We start from the raw sequence: 14,174 nt of genomic DNA on the forward strand, positions 1-14,174 counted from the left end.
AACACACTTGATGATGTGACTAACCTAACACCGGGATTTACACAATTTTTTAGCGGAACTGAGTTGCAAAATATGGCTTCTCTTTATCATCCAGGTTGGGTTTCGCATGGTGTTGTCGTTTCAACTGCGCCAGAACTCGCGATCGTAATTGAAGCTCTGTTTCTCAACAAGATCCTGAGTCCTGCACTGATCGAGCAAATGCTGTCCCCCGCTCATGTGCTTGGGAAATATCCGGTGTTTGATAAGTTAGCCTACGGTTTAGGACTATTCATCGATTTAGACTCCTGCTATGGAAAGGTTAGTGGTCATACGGGTGAGGGACCTGGCTATTCAGTAGCAGCTTTTCATTTTCCGAATCTAGTTGGTTCTCGGATTACAATTGCAACGATCGCAAATCAAGACAAACCCGATCGCGGATTGATGATAGCCTACAGAACAGTACAATTTCTCGTTGATTATGGCTGTCTCTGACTATTCTGAACCTGTGGCTCACCTGCTAGCACAAGGCGAATGCACGACGCATGATGTCCGCTCTTGGCTCGACTATCAGAGCTTGGGGATTCGTCATTCCGACATTCCTAGCTTGATCCAAATGGCAACAGATCATGATCTCTACGAATTAGATGCAGAAGCCCCGGCAGGTTGGGCACCTGTCCATGCGTGGCGAGCCTTGGGACAGTTACAAGCAGATACAGCCGTTGAGCCATTGTTACAACACGCGATCGAGTACTACGACCACGAGGGCTAGTGGGAGTGGATGGCAATGGAATTTCCCAGAGTGTTTGCCCACATTGGAGACACAATTCTGCCAACTTTAGCCACTTGGGTCAGTGACAAGACGCAGGCTGAATGGATGCGATCGTTGCCCATAGAAGCATTAGAGAGACTCGCAAGGCAGACCCGCGATTCGACAGGTTCTACTCGTCAGCAATGCGTCGAGATTCTTCTAGAGAACTTAACTCAATTTGCAGACAATCACCCGATTGTGAATGCCTCTCTCATTGGGACGTTAGCCAAACTGGAAGTGATGGAAGCAGTTCCACTGATGGAGCAAGCCTTTACTGCTGAATCTGTGGATGAGAAGCTATTTGGCGATTGGGACGAAATCCAAGTCATATTAGGCTTAAAGTCTCGTGCTGAAGTCCCTCGCAAACCGATTGATCCACAGTTTCTTCGGTACCTCAAAGCATTAGAGCGGCAAACATTCGCCCCAACTGGATTTGGCAAGCCTGCCCTTGAGTCCTCGCAATCCAATCGCAAAACTAAGCTGAAGCAGCAATCTGAGTCCAGACGCAAAAATCGCAAGAAAAAATAGAGCGGAAATCGTCTCAAGTACAACTTCTGCTGTAGTTTTGAACATAATCTGGAAGCGGAATATCTGAGGATAATTGCGGATCTGCGATCGCATTTCCTGCAACCAGCTTCAACGGTAATTCTCCTGCCCAGACAGGTAGAGCATAATCCGCTTCATCATCTTTCGGCGCTCCGGTTCGCACTTTCGCTGAAGCTTCCTGAATCGGCAAAGATAACACTAAAGTTCCTGCTAGTTCTTGAGGAGTGGGCGGGCGCACCTCAGACCAGCGATCGCGAATGATATGTTCTGTAAATGCTTCCAATGCAAGTAGCTTTCCTTCAGCAGTCTCGACCAAAGTTGCAGTTCCAAAAATAACCACAGAGCGATAGTTCATCGAATGGTGAAAGGCAGAACGGGCTAGAACGAGTCCATCAAGTAGCGTTACAGTGACGCAGACCTCAATGCCTTTCTGTAGCGTTCGGAGCATTCGACTGGCAGGAGAGCCGTGAATGTAAAGGCGATCGTCAATTCGACCATAAGCGGTCGGAATCACAAATGGCTGACCTTCTGACACAAATCCAACCTGACAAATCAAGCCTTCATCTAGAATTTGGTAGACCGTTTCGCGATCGTAGTCTCCCCGCTGTGGAAGCCGTTTGATTTGAGTTCGAGATGTTGTCTCAAAGGATACTTCTGGGTTGTTCATAGTTCGTCTGGAAGGTGTTGAATTAATTGCGCGATCGTTTCACTGTTTCTCAAGGCTGTAATGACGTTCACATTTGGACGACTGTAAACGATCGCAAAGTCTGTTTCATGCAGTTCTGCTCGAATCGGAAACGCCAACATTTCCTTTTCCAAGCAAAGTTCAGCCTGTACGCCCGGTTTGTTTCCTCTAGCATCGACTCGAATCCAGCGACCAACACTAGCAAGATAAATCGCATTCAAACCATGTAGCGTGAATTCAGGTGCATTTTCTTGCTCGAAAAGCAATCGCTGATAGCAGAACCCAGTTGGAATGCCGACACATCGAAGGATTGCAGCCAGTAGATGAGATTTTGCGAAACAAATTCCTTGTCGATGCTGCAATACTTCAGAAGCCTGACACGTCACGATGTCACCTTGAATGTCAAAGGTGTGAGAAACCCGATCGCGCACAAATTCATAGATTCGTTTTGCTCTGGCAACATCTGTTGTTTCAGCTCGAATCAACTGCGCTGCAATTTCGCGAATGATAGGCTGCTCAAAATCAATGACATCCGATGCTTCTAGATAAGCATCTAAATTCGAGGTTTCCAATTCTAAATGCATCATTTACCCTACTCCAACAGCGAAAAGCGCATCAAGTTACTGGCTGTAAATCCCAATTGTTCGTACAACGCTTTACCAAAGGGCGAAGCATTCAGAACAGCATGAGTACATTGAATCGATCGCAGATATCGGATTGCTTGATCAGTGAGTTGTTTACCAACGCCGCGATGTCGATAATCAGGTTCTACATAGACTCCCCAGATGTAACCATCGCATCGATCGGTAGGATTGAAGACAATGGGGTATAGCCCTGCAAACCGTTGGCATCCAACTGACCCAACAATTTGATCTCCTGCTAAAGCGACAAAGGCTTGATAGTCCAGTGATCGTCTTGCAGTCTCAAGGAATTGAAGCACTCGATCGCGCCAGTCGGGGGCAAAGCTATCGGGCGAAACTTTGTTATCTCGCCACATTTGATAGAAGTGGTCAGCAATTTGGGCGTTGCTGAATCTATGTATGAAATGCTGAAGCCGCCCTCACCCTAGCCCTCTCCCCAGGGAGAGGGAATAAGACTTCTGGCTCCCTTCTCCCTGGGGAGAAGGGTTGGGGATGAGGGTCTTCATATCTTCATTCAGCAATGCCGCAATTTGCTCATCTGCTTGAGATGAGGCTGCTTTGATTTCAATTGATCCCTTCATGCTGCATCCTTCGCCTTCCAATTCGATTGCGTTGCGATTAGATATCAGCGTAATCCTACTAAGTGGACTCTAACAAGAGCCAATTTTATGTTTTAATATAAATCCACTTTGCGCTTTGCATTCTGATGGAACTCACGCTTCACCTGAATTACGACTCCGCAATTCCATTGCATCAGCAGGTTTATGCAGGAATTCGAGTCGCGATTCTTGCATGTCGATTGTTACCCGGTCAGCGAGTTCCTTCGACGCGATCGCTCTCTCGATCGCTCAATATTTCTCGCACCACGATCACTCAAAGCTACGAGCAACTGTTGACGGAAGGCTATCTTGAAGCAAAGCACGGGTCAGGAACATTCGTCTGTCGCCAACTCCCCGACGAGCTACTCCATGCTGAGACGATTGTACCCAACGCTAATCCGACAAGCTCCTCGATCAAGCTGTCTTGTTATGCTAATTATCTTGCTGAAACTCCCTTTGCGTTACAGCCTGAACCTACTGTTGAGATTAGCTTTCGTTACGGTCGCCCTGCTTTGAAGCAGTTCCCGATCGCACTTTGGCGGAAGCTCCTTTCTCAACGCTGTCAATCCGATTTTCAGTGGCTCGATTATGCGCTTGATCCGCAAGGTTACTATCCCTTGAGAGCAGCGATCGCTCAGTACCTTTCGCGTGCCCGTGCAGTGCAATGTCAGCCAGAACAGATTGTGATCACGAATGGGACTCAGCAAGCTTTAGATTTAATCTTGCGCGTACTGCTTGAACCCGGAGACGCGATCGCGCTGGAAGATCCTGGCTATCTGAGTGCCCGCAAGGTCTTTCTCAGCCATCGCGCGAAACTGCTGCCGATTCCAGTTGATCAATCTGGATTGCTCGTCGAGAAGTTAGCACATCTAGCAACAGATCAGGTGCGCTTGGTCTATGTCACTCCATCGCATCAGTTTCCGACAGGTGCAACGCTTTCTTTAGCACGAAGATTAGAGCTGCTAAGTTGGGCGAATCAAGCGAGAGTCCTGATTCTAGAAGACGATTACGATAGTGAATATCGTTATGGTGATCGCCCAATTCCAGCTTTACAAGGGTTAGATAATAGTGGCTCAGTGTTGTACATTGGAACCTTCTCGAAAGTTCTATTTCCGTCCTTGCGAATTGGCTATCTTGTACTTCCGCCGCAATTGGTTCCTCTGATTGCTCATGCGAAATGGCTCAGCGATCGACAGATCCCCACTCTCGAACAACAAGTTCTGACCGACTTCATCGAAGAAGGACATCTAGAAAGCCACATTCGTAAGATGAGGGCGCACTATGATCGCGCTCGTCAAATTCTTGTACAGGCGTTGCGATCGCACTTTGGAGAACAGATCGAAATCTTGGGAGAGAAAGCTGGAATTCATGTGATGGTGCGCTTTTCTCTATCCATCAGCGACACCGAGATTCTGCACCGAGCCGAAGCCGTTAGTGTTGGAATCATGCCTGCGGCTCCTCATTATCTAGTGAATGGAGGGGAAGGTGAATTTATTCTAGGATATGGAGAATTAGATGAAACTGCGATCGCTGAAGGCATTCATCGGTTAGCTTCTGTTCTGAAATGAATCAGCTTTGTGCTTCTTGTTCAATCGATGAGCTTCTTTTTGTCTAACGCTGAATAGAGATCGCGCGATTGGAGTTACGATCGCAGAGTTCCCTATCTCCAAGATCAACAATGGCAATTTCTGATTATTTCGAACCCGTCTCGCAATTACTAATTCAAGGCGAGTGTTCAAGTCACGGAGTAACGTCGTGGATGGATTATCAGAGCCTGGGGCTGAGTGAAATCAACATTCCTGATCGTTCTCACTACAACATCTGGAGTGGAACTGGCTGAGTGGGTGATGGAAAAGCAGCGTCTAATATTGCAAGTTCCTCATCACTAAGTTTCAAGTCTAAAGCGGCACGATTTTGCTCGATATGATTGATCTGGCTCGACTTCGGAATCACAATTACATTCTCTTGATGCAGTAGCCATGCGATCGCAACTTGCGCGATCGTTGCTCCGCGTTCCTGAGCGATCGCTTGGAGGCTGCGGTGATTCACTAATCGTCCTTGCTCGATCGGGGAATAAGCCATGATTGGAATCTGATGTCGCCGACACTAAGGGAGCAGATCCCACTCAATTCCGCGCCGCGTCAGGTTGTAAAGCACTTGGTTCGTCACAATCTCGTTTCCACCCTTGAGTCGAGCCGATTCCTCCATATCCTCCACATCAAAATTACTTACCCCATAGCTGCGAATTTTGCCCGCTTGCTGCAAAGTTTGAAATGCTTCTAACGTTTCTGCTAACGGCACAGAACCTCGCCAATGAAGTAGATAGAGATCGAGATAATCGGTGTTGAGCCGTTTGAGAGTGCGCTCACAAGCCGCGATTGCACCTCGCTTTGAAGCGTTATGTGGATACACTTTACTCACGAGAAACACTTCTGCACGACGATTCGCGATGGCTTGAGCAACAACCTTCTCGGCTCCCCCTTCACCATACATTTCGGCAGTATCAATCAGCGACAGCCCCAAATCTAGCCCGTGGCGCAAGGCAGCAACCTCGGTTGCAAAATCGTGACTTCTTTCACCCATCTGCCAAGTACCCATGCCAAGAACGGGAATGGTTTGTCCAGAGAGCAATTTCAGGGTTCGCATGATTGTCATATCTGTTTGAGCATCGGAACTAACTCTAGCAAAGTCCGTAAAGAGCAGAGTAACTCCGAAGTGAGAAATTTAAGAATGGAGGTCAAAAGAAACTCTACGCTGCGGAGAATTCTCACAGCGTAGAGTCAGGGAGTCAGGTTGCTTAGAAATCGATTTCTTCAAGCCATTGAATCAGAACGGGAGGTTGCCCTTTCAGGTGCAATAGACCATTCCAAAGTTCAGCGAGTTTAGTGCGATCGCAGTAACACGTCGGTTCAGTCGCATCCCAAACCATCTTAATCAAAAGCGTTCCACCCGTAGCAGAAACAGCGCGATACCGTTGACCAGGAGTTTCCAAATCTTCTTCGAGTCCACCTGTACATTCAGCATCTTCAACGATCGATTCCATTGAGCCATCCGGAAAGGTTGTGATCGTGTAGTCATGCTCATTCATAGCAACACCACAAGAGACATAGCCAATCTCAGAGCAATACTGTTTGAATTCATGCCAAATGCGATTCAGTAGGTCGCGCTCAGTAATTGTTAGTGTTTCAACAGTCATTCACGTTTCTCCATTAACATAGGATTTCACTGATTCCGTGCTAACGGTCGCGATCGCAGTTCTAGCTACAAGCTGTTCAAAGTAGTTGCTAAAGATTGCCATGCTCGTCGAAAGGCTGGCTCCTGCAAGAGGGTTCGAGTGATGCGATCAGTTAAATCAACAATTGGGCGAAGTTGACGAACTTTCAGTTGCTCCAGCCCAGCTACATCCGTCCAGATAAAGTCAGGAACTGGATCACGATTCCAAGGAATGCCAAACTCTCGCGCACGAGTTTCGAGATGACGGGCACTGAAATCAATCACTTCGGAATAAATGCGTTGGGCTGGATCGGGGTGAGCAATCCAACAATGAAATTCTTGATCAGGAATCAACGGTTGATGAGCATCAAAGCACAGGGCGTACCAAACGCCTGCTTCGGTTGGATCAGGGCTAGTACAAATCTCAAATGTGCCTGCATAAAAGCTGTAGCAAGATTTCGGGGATAAACGTCTTAGCAGCAGCGTTCCGAGTAGGGCATACCAGGCACAAGCACGGTCAGGCATAGGATGGTAGTGGCAGACCGTTGCATGGATGACTTGATCAATCCTAGAACAATCAAACCGAGTATCTGAAGAGGCAGAGTGAGTTGAAGACATTAGAAAATGAGTCATGCAATATCTCCAAAGTGAGCAGTGAAATAGCGGTGGCATAGATGAGAAATCGCTTGAAGCGCCTGAATGCTGTCTTGCACCGGAACCGTTTCGGGAATCAAGTCCACAGGCAGTTGAGTCTGTTCAATCAACCAGTTGATCACCACGGCTTTCGCAACGCGGCGAGTCGCACCATCGAGTTGAATTTGAGCCGTTTGTTCGGCATCAGCAATCATCTGATTCACAGTTTGCCAAGCTGTGATGCGGTACTGAATGTAAAGGGTAGCCATCGCGATCGTTAGAAAACATCATGGCTTTCGTGCTAACGAGACAAGATTATTGGATCGGCAGCAAAAAATAAGGAGGCAGTTTGATTTGCCTCCTTGATCGCAAGTTTTTTCACATTCCTCACAAAATTGGCTCACTCAGATGTAATATCTAGTAGCCGTAGCGTCCCAGTCGGTCTTCTAGATAGCTTTCGTACTGTCGATCGCAGTCCTGGATCTCTTGCTCCAACAGTTCTTCATCCTTCACAGTTTCAACCATTTCGACACCTTCATCATTCAAAAACGACAAAGATCACCTCAAGGAGAGGCAATCTTTGTTGCGCGTTACCAGTCTCGATCTGGGGTAGATGGAGTTTGAGCAGATTTACTCGACAGCACATCCAACACAGCACCATTTTGGGCGCGGAAGTTACCCGACCAAGCCTTGATTTGTGCAGGTGTAATGTTGATTGCTTTGACGTTTGGATCGTATCCAGCCGTTTGCATCAACTGCACTGCAATCAGATCGCGCTGCTGCTTGAATTCTGGGGTTCCTGGTAGAATCCGACCTTCAAGTTGATGCGCCGCAACGCGATAAGCAGAAGCCCGCAGGCTGAGTCCGAGATTGTAACGAGTGGCATGATAGTGAATGTCACTGCTATACAACGGTCTGCCAAACGTCTTTTGAAACTCATCGCGAATGATGCCGAAGAATGCTTCCATGAACTGAGATTCAGCAGTGCGATCGACCGTCGGAACTTGAGCAGGAGCTTCTGTCACTGGGGTTGCGATTGTATCAACCGTAGGCGTGGTTTCCTCAATCACCTGAGCCGCCTCTCTTTCAAGGGTTGCTGCTGTATTACTGGTACTCTTCTTACTAGCCATTGTGATCTCCTAGAATGGATGAATGAGTCAGAATCTAAACTCATCGTTTTGCCGCTAGGCAGTTGTTTGTTGAGTTTGAAATCCTGATTGTCTCTACAGTTTTGCCGCTAGGCGCGGTTCATGGTTTGAGTTGAAATGATTTGCCTCGCTGTGTGCAATCTGCCTAAACAGTTTGTGCCAACCTGTTATCCAATCAGTTGATGGGTGAGTCGATCGCGTCACGCAGTTAATTCACCAAATTTTCAGAATTCTGAGGCTCATCCTGTCGTACAGTAACGATCGATCTCCCACTTCCTGCGGTAAAGCCATGATTCAGCTTGATTCATCTGCCCTACAAGCTCGCAATCGATTGCTCGTGATGTTTGCACTGCTTTGCATTCTAGATACTACCCTAGTGATCCTGGCACGAGACCGATGGGCATTTGGTCGCATCATATTCACTGTGATCGTGATGTATTTTGTTTTGCAAGGGCGCACCTGGGCAAAGTGGCTACTCGTTGGAATTTGTAGTTTGCTGGTTGTGTTGCTTATTGCAATGGTTGTGGCGCTGAAGGCAAAACTCTCTATGGTTTTGACGCTTGGAAGTTTGCTGCTGTCTGTTATTAGTGCAGTGATTGTGATCTATCTGCTCAGGGACCAAGATTTAAGTCGCTACTTCGCTTATAAAAAGCAGTCTCATCGCTTGGATTAGTTTGACAGCTTGCGATTCCTGCTAAGTAACCGTATCTTTGCAGGTTAATCTTACGAGAAACCCTAGTGAATTAGCGTATTCAGCCATTGCCGATCGCTGTCAGAAAGCGCAGGCGGAGGGGGTTGTCGATCGTAATCTAGCGTTAAATCGTAATCTGCTTCCTCATACACCTGCTGAATTGCTTGAGATAAATTCAGAGGCACGTCTGGGTCAGGTGGCAATAAAGGAATCGGAATGGTGGGCAGCGGGTCTTGCATCTGAAACGTCCACACGTCTACACGATCGTTGGCGCGAGTCACGGTCACTCGGTAATGCGATGCAGGAATTTGAGCGTCTGAGATCGGACGAGTGCCGCGCCGAATCAAATCAATTTCAACCAAATGCACCCCGGTCTGAATCAAGCGACTACGCTTCTGAAGGTACTGATCCAATCCAGGCTGACGCTTGTTGGCATAAGACAGAATTTCAATACAGGTGACTAAGCGATTGCGAGTGACATCTCGGATCTCAACCGTTGGAATTCGCACCCGCACCGGTGGTGGTAGAGTCAAGGTAGCCGGGGTCAAAGCGGTGACGGACGGAGCATTAATTGGATCAATCGCAGAGGCTGTCACGACTTCTACATCTGGGTAAACGATACCTAAGTCTTCGCTTAAACTTGTGTCTTGGACTGCCGAGACTTCCAATCGTGCAGCGTAGCGGGGACGCAGTAGGGGCGTGAGAATTGCACGAATTCGGCTTGCGAGAGCGCTGTGCAAGTCTTGAAAAAGATAGCCTTCAAGGTAGGGATTCATGCCCGGAAAGTACGGCATCGCAGTCTCCACAAATCACTGACAGTCAACAAGCCGAGAAACGTTATTCCCATTATAAATTGAGTCTTGAAGATATCCTGCTGAGATTTCGAGGCTCAGTTCAGCATCAGAAGTGGCTGCGAGCCAATGATATAAAAACCAGCATCCATATCGGTGCTTGGAAGAACATCGCAGCTACTTTGGACACCATTACGATCGCAAAATTCAGCAAAAGCTTTTACCCCTTCCAGTCGCGCAGAGAGTTCACTCAGCATATCGAGATATTCAGCCGCCGCAAGTTGACGATGGAGCCACTGTTGATCTAATGATTTGCCTTGCGACATCTCGAACTCTAGTTCTGCATCTTTTCGTTTTCGCCGAGCTTGCTCAAACGACAGCGAGGCATCTTGAGTTGAAATCGACACAATTCTTTCGACGCGATCGCCGCTAACGTATGAGCTAAACTGCGGCGTTGCAAATCGATAAGCAGTGGCAAGCTGTGGCGGTTCAGCAGAAATAATCGCATCTGCCCAATTTTGGGCAAGGTGGCGAAACCGAGGCACTTCCCGTTCAAGCAACTTGCAAGCATCTAACGTTCTTCCGGTTTCTAGCAACAGATGTGCTTCTACCGCAGTTGCCACTGCCCATCCTTGAATTGCCACATCTGCGACAAGCATTGTTTCTGCATTCAGCTTCGGTAGAGCCTGGACTGCTTGATTGGACAGAACCAGTCGAACTCGTGAGGCAACTTTTAGAGCATCTCGCACTGAAGCATCGGGGTAGCGATCGCGATCAATGAGTTCTGCTTGAAGCGCGGCAATTTCCTGGATCAAGGTCAGTTGATGCAGTTCGGTTACTTTTCTACTGAGTCGCTGCTGCTCTTGCCGACTGTCTTCAACTAATAAATGCAGGTAGGCTAGTTGCTCCGAAAGGTGATCGAGCCGTTCATCAATGCGATTAAATCCTGCTTGCATCGACTGATGTAGGGTATCGATCGCTTTTTGAAGTTTGTGCAGCTTATAGCCCATGTAGGCGAATCCAGCGATGCTAACTCCCAGATTCAAAACGCTGGCTCCGGCGGCGATCTGACTGACTTGTAGAACTGAGGACAAGGTATTTTGCATCGATTGAAACTGTCCCATCGTTGCGAAGGGTCTCATTCCATCTAAAAAACCTCTACCCCCATCGAGCATGAATTCTTTTGTGAGGTCAGGAGACTCAGCAAGGTGGCGCACAATTCGACCTGTTGCAGTTTCTCGAATGACTCCGCCAAATCGTTTGTAGGTTCCATCCAACAATCCTTGCACAATCGTAGGATCGTCTACTAGTAGCGTTGTGTCGATGAGCATAAAAATTAGCGATTACTTGTACACTCCAGTTTGACGATAGGCACGGCTGGGCAGCCTGGGAGACACAGAAACTCGCTTTGAAATTTCTGGAAGTCTCTCAAACGCATCGAGTCGATCGATTTGACTCACGCCTGCTTCAAATCCGGATTCAGCTTGGTTTAGTTCAATGCTGACAAAATGCACGTCATATTCGGAGGAATGAAACTGCGAGTTTGCAAATTCTTCAATTTTTCTTTCATTTAACGAAGATTGCTTGAATTCAGCTAGATTTCCTATCCATAAGAACTGAGTCGCATGGTAGAGCGCGTCCCAGTGTTCCGGCAGAATCGTTCGCTGCTCCCTTATCTCTTCTAAAAGCTCTTGGTGACGAACGTTCACCACTAGCACTAGAAACCAGGAATCGGATACGATAGGAGCGGCTTTCCTGGGCGGAGCGATCGCACTCCCATGTGAGTTCTCCTCAAACGGAGATTGCCTTTCGCAAGGGAGAAAGTTCTGAAGTAGCTTGAGAAGGGCTTCTATAAGAAGAATGGGATTCATTGATAGATCTCATTGATGTGAAGAGCGAGTTTGAACCTCTAAGGTTTTACGAATAGCAGCGGTTGAAGCAATACTGGCATTAATTTCATCCCATTTTTTCAGTTCAGCTTCTAAGGTTTGCTCGATGATGGCAAGTTGCTCCGCCAGAGCGCGTTCAGCTAAATCGAGAACGTCGTTTGCAGCGGTGCCAAAGTTACCTTTTGCATCATCCAGATGGCGAACAAACCATTTCCGTAAAATATCCCAAAGCATTGATTTTTTCTTCGCAACGCCTTCTCCCCATTGACGCGCCATTGTTTTCTCGTGGGGTAATAGTAGTTCTTTGTACTTAACATCACCCATGACATTTTGATATTCAGTTCTGGTTCGTTCTCTTCGGTTAAAACAACTCCCCTCGGTGTATGTTGTGGTTACTGCCCTACGATCGACAACCTCACGTTGAGATGTGTCTCGCTGATTAATTTTTGGAAGAAACTCGAAAAACTGTTCGGACAGCTTGGGTAGGTTTTGCGCGACCGCTTTGTGATAAGTAGCTGCGATCGCGTCATCTAAACCAAAAGCCGGCAATTCTCGACGACAGACTTCGCACAAGCGATTACCTTGGGCTTCAATGACCGATCGCAATGCTTTGTCTAACTTTTGAGCTTGGGCTTGAATCATGTATTCAGCACGAGCAGATGCCGCATCTCGAACGGTTTGATAGAGCTTACGCATTGCCCGTTCGTCCTGCTCCAAATCTCGCACTGCCTTAGTATCTGTCTCATGAACGCGCTTAATGTAATAGTCTGATTCGCGGGTAAAATTACCCAGTTTACGACTGACGAGATCATAAGCTCTGGCAACTTCGTGCGCGTGAATTGAGCCTACTACGTCTCTCAGTTTTTCTTCTAATTCATAGCTTCCTTGGTTAGTCTGAAAAGCAGTTTGTACGGGTTTAAGCAGTACCGAAGTCAAATCTTTCTCTACGGTGTCGATCGCTTCAAACAGCAATTGAAATCCATCTAATTTCTCTTCACGGCAGATTTCGCTTAGTTGGCTGCGAGAGTCCGGGTCATCTTTTTTGAGATAGTCGATTATCTGCTCTGTCAAAGCTTGAAAGCGTTTATGCACAGCTTTGATCTCACTTTGCAGACGTTTTCGACTATCGCTCAATTTCTGCTGCTGTTGTTCAACCTCATCTTTGCACTGAATTCTTCGGATTTCAGATAGCGAATTCAAAGCCGTTGCCAGTGCATCAAAGTTATCGAACACTTCAACTAAGCTGGGCAGCAAAACCAGTTCAGGAAATGAGTGTTGCACCCGCAGTCGAAGACGCTCCCACAATTCCTGTCCACCGCTCCACAAACGGGCGTAGTGTAGAATTTGACGCATCGTATCATCGTCAATCGTTGCTCCATCCGCAACTTGATCCTCCACATCTCGAAACCAATTGCGTAAATTGCGATCGCTTCTAGTGTACTGACCAATCATGCCTGCACAGTCTTGAAACAGCGCGTTAAGCAGCTTTAGTCGAGTTTCGGGCGCGACCCTTGATTCAGCGTCTAATGGCTCTGTTCCCCAGGCACATTGAGCGTAGTACAGAATACGGGCGCTAAATGGTAAGACCTCAGGCAGGTCTTTGAGTTCAAGGACTTGCTGAATTTCTGAGCGTAGCAGATCAATCCGCTCGTTCATTGGGAGATCATCGGCTCCCTGTTGGTCTACTCGATTTAGGACAAAGATCATCGAGTCGGTGCGCCCCTGAAGGTGTTTGACCACTCGCTTTAGTTCTTCGAGTAGGCGCTTACGCTGCTCATCATCGACCTGCATATAGTCGAGGGCAACCAAACTAAACGCCTTATTGACGCGAGATTGGATTACGGCAAGATTGGCAGCATCTTGGACTGACTTTAAGCCAGGTAGGTCAATTATCTCCAAATTCACGCCTGTTGGGAGCTGAAGTAATGACTGATCCGAGGCTGGAAGCAGTGCTGTATGAACAGTGACCTGCGGCGCAATTAAATCTTGTGTTTTTCGAGCTTGATGATACGGCAACATAACCTGATTACGAACGCGATCGTAGATCTGTTCATCACTCAAATCAGTCCAAGTTCCAGTTTCCCAGATCGCTCCCTTAGTTTCCTGCACAACCAGTTTCGGTTCGGCTGCTTGTGTTAATGTCAACACCCCTCCACTCATTTCTCCCGCTTCAATCGGGGCAATCCGCCGCCCAACCAGGGCATTTACGATCGTCGATTTCCCCGACGAAGTGGTTCCAATCATTGCGATATAAAACGTGGGGACTTGCAGCCGAGCGATCGCATCCTGCTGCGCTGCTCGGAACGCTGCCAACTTTGCCTGAAGATTAGCATCTTCAAAGACCTCGGAATGGGCTTGAACCAAATTCTCAAGTTCAGTCCCAAGTTGACTCAGATGAGTTCGAGTATTTTGTAGAAGTGCATCAACATCAATTGACATATTACGTCTCGCAAGTGCAGAGGAACTTCATTTACCGCCCTCACCTGTGCCCGATCAGCGAAGACAAGGACGGTAAATTCTCTGCTTTAGTATGCCCATTCTGTAAAGAAAA

The 14,174-nt window shown here is 47.5% G+C and carries 17 protein-coding genes and 1 pseudogene; 5 read left to right on the plus strand and 13 right to left on the minus strand.

The genetic code is table 11. From position 1 onward, the window contains the following. Positions 1 to 15 precede the first annotated feature (15 nt). The 3 genes from NIES2104_RS28220 to NIES2104_RS28230 are packed head-to-tail and all read left to right on the plus strand — an operon-like array spanning position 16 to position 1,315. The gene (locus tag NIES2104_RS28220; RefSeq protein ID WP_156427128.1) at positions 16 to 471 is read left to right on the plus strand and encodes a serine hydrolase; all 456 of its coding nucleotides are present in this window, start codon (positions 16 to 18) and stop codon (positions 469 to 471) included. After that, positions 458 to 748 carry a hypothetical protein gene (locus tag NIES2104_RS28225; RefSeq protein WP_059002257.1) on the plus strand — a complete coding sequence of 97 codons (291 nt, stop codon included), beginning with the start codon at positions 458 to 460 and terminating at the stop codon, positions 746 to 748. Before NIES2104_RS28220 ends, NIES2104_RS28225 begins: the two co-directional genes overlap by 14 nt. Positions 749 to 763: 15 nt before the next feature. After that, positions 764 to 1,315: a hypothetical protein gene (locus tag NIES2104_RS28230; RefSeq protein ID WP_156427129.1), complete on the plus strand. Its 552-nt coding sequence runs from the start codon at positions 764 to 766 to the stop codon at positions 1,313 to 1,315. 13 nt (positions 1,316 to 1,328) lie between these two features. Here the strand turns inward: NIES2104_RS28230 and NIES2104_RS28235 are convergent, their stop codons facing one another. The 3 genes from NIES2104_RS28235 to NIES2104_RS28245 are packed head-to-tail and all read right to left on the minus strand — an operon-like array spanning position 1,329 to position 3,015. Then, positions 1,329 to 2,000, minus strand: a complete 672-nt coding sequence (locus tag NIES2104_RS28235; RefSeq protein ID WP_059002259.1) for a pyridoxamine 5'-phosphate oxidase family protein — start codon at positions 1,998 to 2,000, stop codon at positions 1,329 to 1,331. After that, positions 1,997 to 2,605: a transglutaminase family protein gene (locus NIES2104_RS28240; RefSeq protein ID WP_225895335.1), complete on the minus strand. Its 609-nt coding sequence runs from the start codon at positions 2,603 to 2,605 to the stop codon at positions 1,997 to 1,999. Before NIES2104_RS28240 ends, NIES2104_RS28235 begins: the two co-directional genes overlap by 4 nt. A gap of 5 nt (positions 2,606 to 2,610) precedes the next feature. Then, positions 2,611 to 3,015 (minus strand): GNAT family N-acetyltransferase, encoded by a 405-nt coding sequence (locus tag NIES2104_RS28245; RefSeq protein ID WP_082690165.1) that lies wholly within the window; start codon positions 3,013 to 3,015, stop codon positions 2,611 to 2,613. Positions 3,016 to 3,365: 350 nt separating this feature from the next. On the opposite strand from NIES2104_RS28245, the gene NIES2104_RS28250 reads away from it, so the two are divergent. Beyond that, a complete protein-coding gene (locus NIES2104_RS28250; protein ID WP_059002261.1) occupies positions 3,366 to 4,826 on the plus strand; it encodes a PLP-dependent aminotransferase family protein in 1,461 nt (486 codons plus the stop codon). A gap of 244 nt (positions 4,827 to 5,070) precedes the next feature. Here NIES2104_RS28250 and NIES2104_RS28255 read toward each other — a convergent pair. The 6 genes and pseudogenes from NIES2104_RS28255 to NIES2104_RS28275 form a co-directional block, all read right to left on the minus strand. Beyond that, positions 5,071 to 5,913, minus strand: a pseudogene (locus tag NIES2104_RS28255) (aldo/keto reductase). Between the two features lie 142 nt (positions 5,914 to 6,055). Beyond that, on the minus strand, positions 6,056 to 6,454 hold the full coding sequence (locus NIES2104_RS28260; RefSeq protein WP_059002262.1) for a hypothetical protein: 399 nt from the start codon (positions 6,452 to 6,454) through the stop codon (positions 6,056 to 6,058). Between the two features lie 65 nt (positions 6,455 to 6,519). After that, complete coding sequence (locus NIES2104_RS28265; RefSeq protein WP_192843672.1) at positions 6,520 to 7,104, minus strand: hypothetical protein; 585 nt, start codon at positions 7,102 to 7,104, stop codon at positions 6,520 to 6,522. Beyond that, a complete protein-coding gene (locus NIES2104_RS28270) occupies positions 7,101 to 7,373 on the minus strand; it encodes a hypothetical protein (RefSeq protein ID WP_059002264.1) in 273 nt (90 codons plus the stop codon). The genes NIES2104_RS28265 and NIES2104_RS28270 overlap by 4 nt, the downstream gene beginning before the upstream one ends. A 148-nt stretch (positions 7,374 to 7,521) precedes the next feature. After that, a complete protein-coding gene (locus NIES2104_RS32035; protein ID WP_156427130.1) occupies positions 7,522 to 7,659 on the minus strand; it encodes a hypothetical protein in 138 nt (45 codons plus the stop codon). Between the two features lie 35 nt (positions 7,660 to 7,694). Further along, the gene (locus tag NIES2104_RS28275; RefSeq protein ID WP_059002265.1) at positions 7,695 to 8,234 is read right to left on the minus strand and encodes a hypothetical protein; all 540 of its coding nucleotides are present in this window, start codon (positions 8,232 to 8,234) and stop codon (positions 7,695 to 7,697) included. Between the two features lie 307 nt (positions 8,235 to 8,541). Between NIES2104_RS28275 and NIES2104_RS28280 the strand changes: the two genes are divergently transcribed. Beyond that, positions 8,542 to 8,925, plus strand: coding sequence for a hypothetical protein (locus tag NIES2104_RS28280; RefSeq protein ID WP_059002266.1), 384 nt, complete (start codon positions 8,542 to 8,544; stop codon positions 8,923 to 8,925). A gap of 62 nt (positions 8,926 to 8,987) precedes the next feature. Here NIES2104_RS28280 and NIES2104_RS28285 read toward each other — a convergent pair whose 3' ends face one another. The 4 genes from NIES2104_RS28285 to NIES2104_RS28300 form a co-directional block, all read right to left on the minus strand. Then, positions 8,988 to 9,737, minus strand: a complete 750-nt coding sequence (locus tag NIES2104_RS28285) for a DUF4058 family protein (RefSeq protein WP_059002372.1) — start codon at positions 9,735 to 9,737, stop codon at positions 8,988 to 8,990. A gap of 95 nt (positions 9,738 to 9,832) precedes the next feature. After that, a complete protein-coding gene (locus tag NIES2104_RS28290; protein WP_059002267.1) occupies positions 9,833 to 11,065 on the minus strand; it encodes a hypothetical protein in 1,233 nt (410 codons plus the stop codon). A 12-nt stretch (positions 11,066 to 11,077) separates the two neighbouring features. Further along, positions 11,078 to 11,605 (minus strand): hypothetical protein, encoded by a 528-nt coding sequence (locus NIES2104_RS28295; RefSeq protein ID WP_059002268.1) that lies wholly within the window; start codon positions 11,603 to 11,605, stop codon positions 11,078 to 11,080. Between the two features lie 9 nt (positions 11,606 to 11,614). After that, entirely contained in the window at positions 11,615 to 14,062 is a 2,448-nt protein-coding gene (locus NIES2104_RS28300) for a dynamin family protein (RefSeq protein ID WP_059002269.1), read from the minus strand. Positions 14,063 to 14,174: the final 112 nt, after the last annotated feature.

The organism is Leptolyngbya sp. NIES-2104 (genome assembly GCF_001485215.1).
Taxonomy (GTDB): Bacteria; Cyanobacteriota; Cyanobacteriia; order Leptolyngbyales; family Leptolyngbyaceae; genus Leptolyngbya.

Excerpts from the sequence above, each read along its gene's own strand:
- NIES2104_RS28295 (WP_059002268.1), bottom strand. The coding sequence starts at position 11,605 with ATGAATCCCATTCTTCTTATAGAAGCCCTTCTCAAGCTACTTCAGAAC.
- NIES2104_RS28225 (WP_059002257.1), top strand. The coding sequence starts at position 458 with ATGGCTGTCTCTGACTATTCTGAACCTGTGGCTCACCTGCTAGCACAA.
- NIES2104_RS28240 (WP_225895335.1), bottom strand. The coding sequence starts at position 2,605 with ATGATGCATTTAGAATTGGAAACCTCGAATTTAGATGCTTATCTAGAA.
- NIES2104_RS28300 (WP_059002269.1), bottom strand. The coding sequence starts at position 14,062 with ATGTCAATTGATGTTGATGCACTTCTACAAAATACTCGAACTCATCTG.
- NIES2104_RS28245 (WP_082690165.1), bottom strand. The coding sequence starts at position 3,015 with ATGTGGCGAGATAACAAAGTTTCGCCCGATAGCTTTGCCCCCGACTGG.
- NIES2104_RS28290 (WP_059002267.1), bottom strand. The coding sequence starts at position 11,065 with ATGCTCATCGACACAACGCTACTAGTAGACGATCCTACGATTGTGCAA.
- NIES2104_RS28235 (WP_059002259.1), bottom strand. The coding sequence starts at position 2,000 with ATGAACAACCCAGAAGTATCCTTTGAGACAACATCTCGAACTCAAATC.
- NIES2104_RS28275 (WP_059002265.1), bottom strand. The coding sequence starts at position 8,234 with ATGGCTAGTAAGAAGAGTACCAGTAATACAGCAGCAACCCTTGAAAGA.
- NIES2104_RS28230 (WP_156427129.1), top strand. The coding sequence starts at position 764 with ATGGAATTTCCCAGAGTGTTTGCCCACATTGGAGACACAATTCTGCCA.
- NIES2104_RS28250 (WP_059002261.1), top strand. The coding sequence starts at position 3,366 with ATGGAACTCACGCTTCACCTGAATTACGACTCCGCAATTCCATTGCAT.
- NIES2104_RS28285 (WP_059002372.1), bottom strand. The coding sequence starts at position 9,737 with ATGCCGTACTTTCCGGGCATGAATCCCTACCTTGAAGGCTATCTTTTT.
- NIES2104_RS28260 (WP_059002262.1), bottom strand. The coding sequence starts at position 6,454 with ATGACTGTTGAAACACTAACAATTACTGAGCGCGACCTACTGAATCGC.
- NIES2104_RS28270 (WP_059002264.1), bottom strand. The coding sequence starts at position 7,373 with ATGGCTACCCTTTACATTCAGTACCGCATCACAGCTTGGCAAACTGTG.
- NIES2104_RS28265 (WP_192843672.1), bottom strand. The coding sequence starts at position 7,104 with ATGACTCATTTTCTAATGTCTTCAACTCACTCTGCCTCTTCAGATACT.
- NIES2104_RS28280 (WP_059002266.1), top strand. The coding sequence starts at position 8,542 with ATGATTCAGCTTGATTCATCTGCCCTACAAGCTCGCAATCGATTGCTC.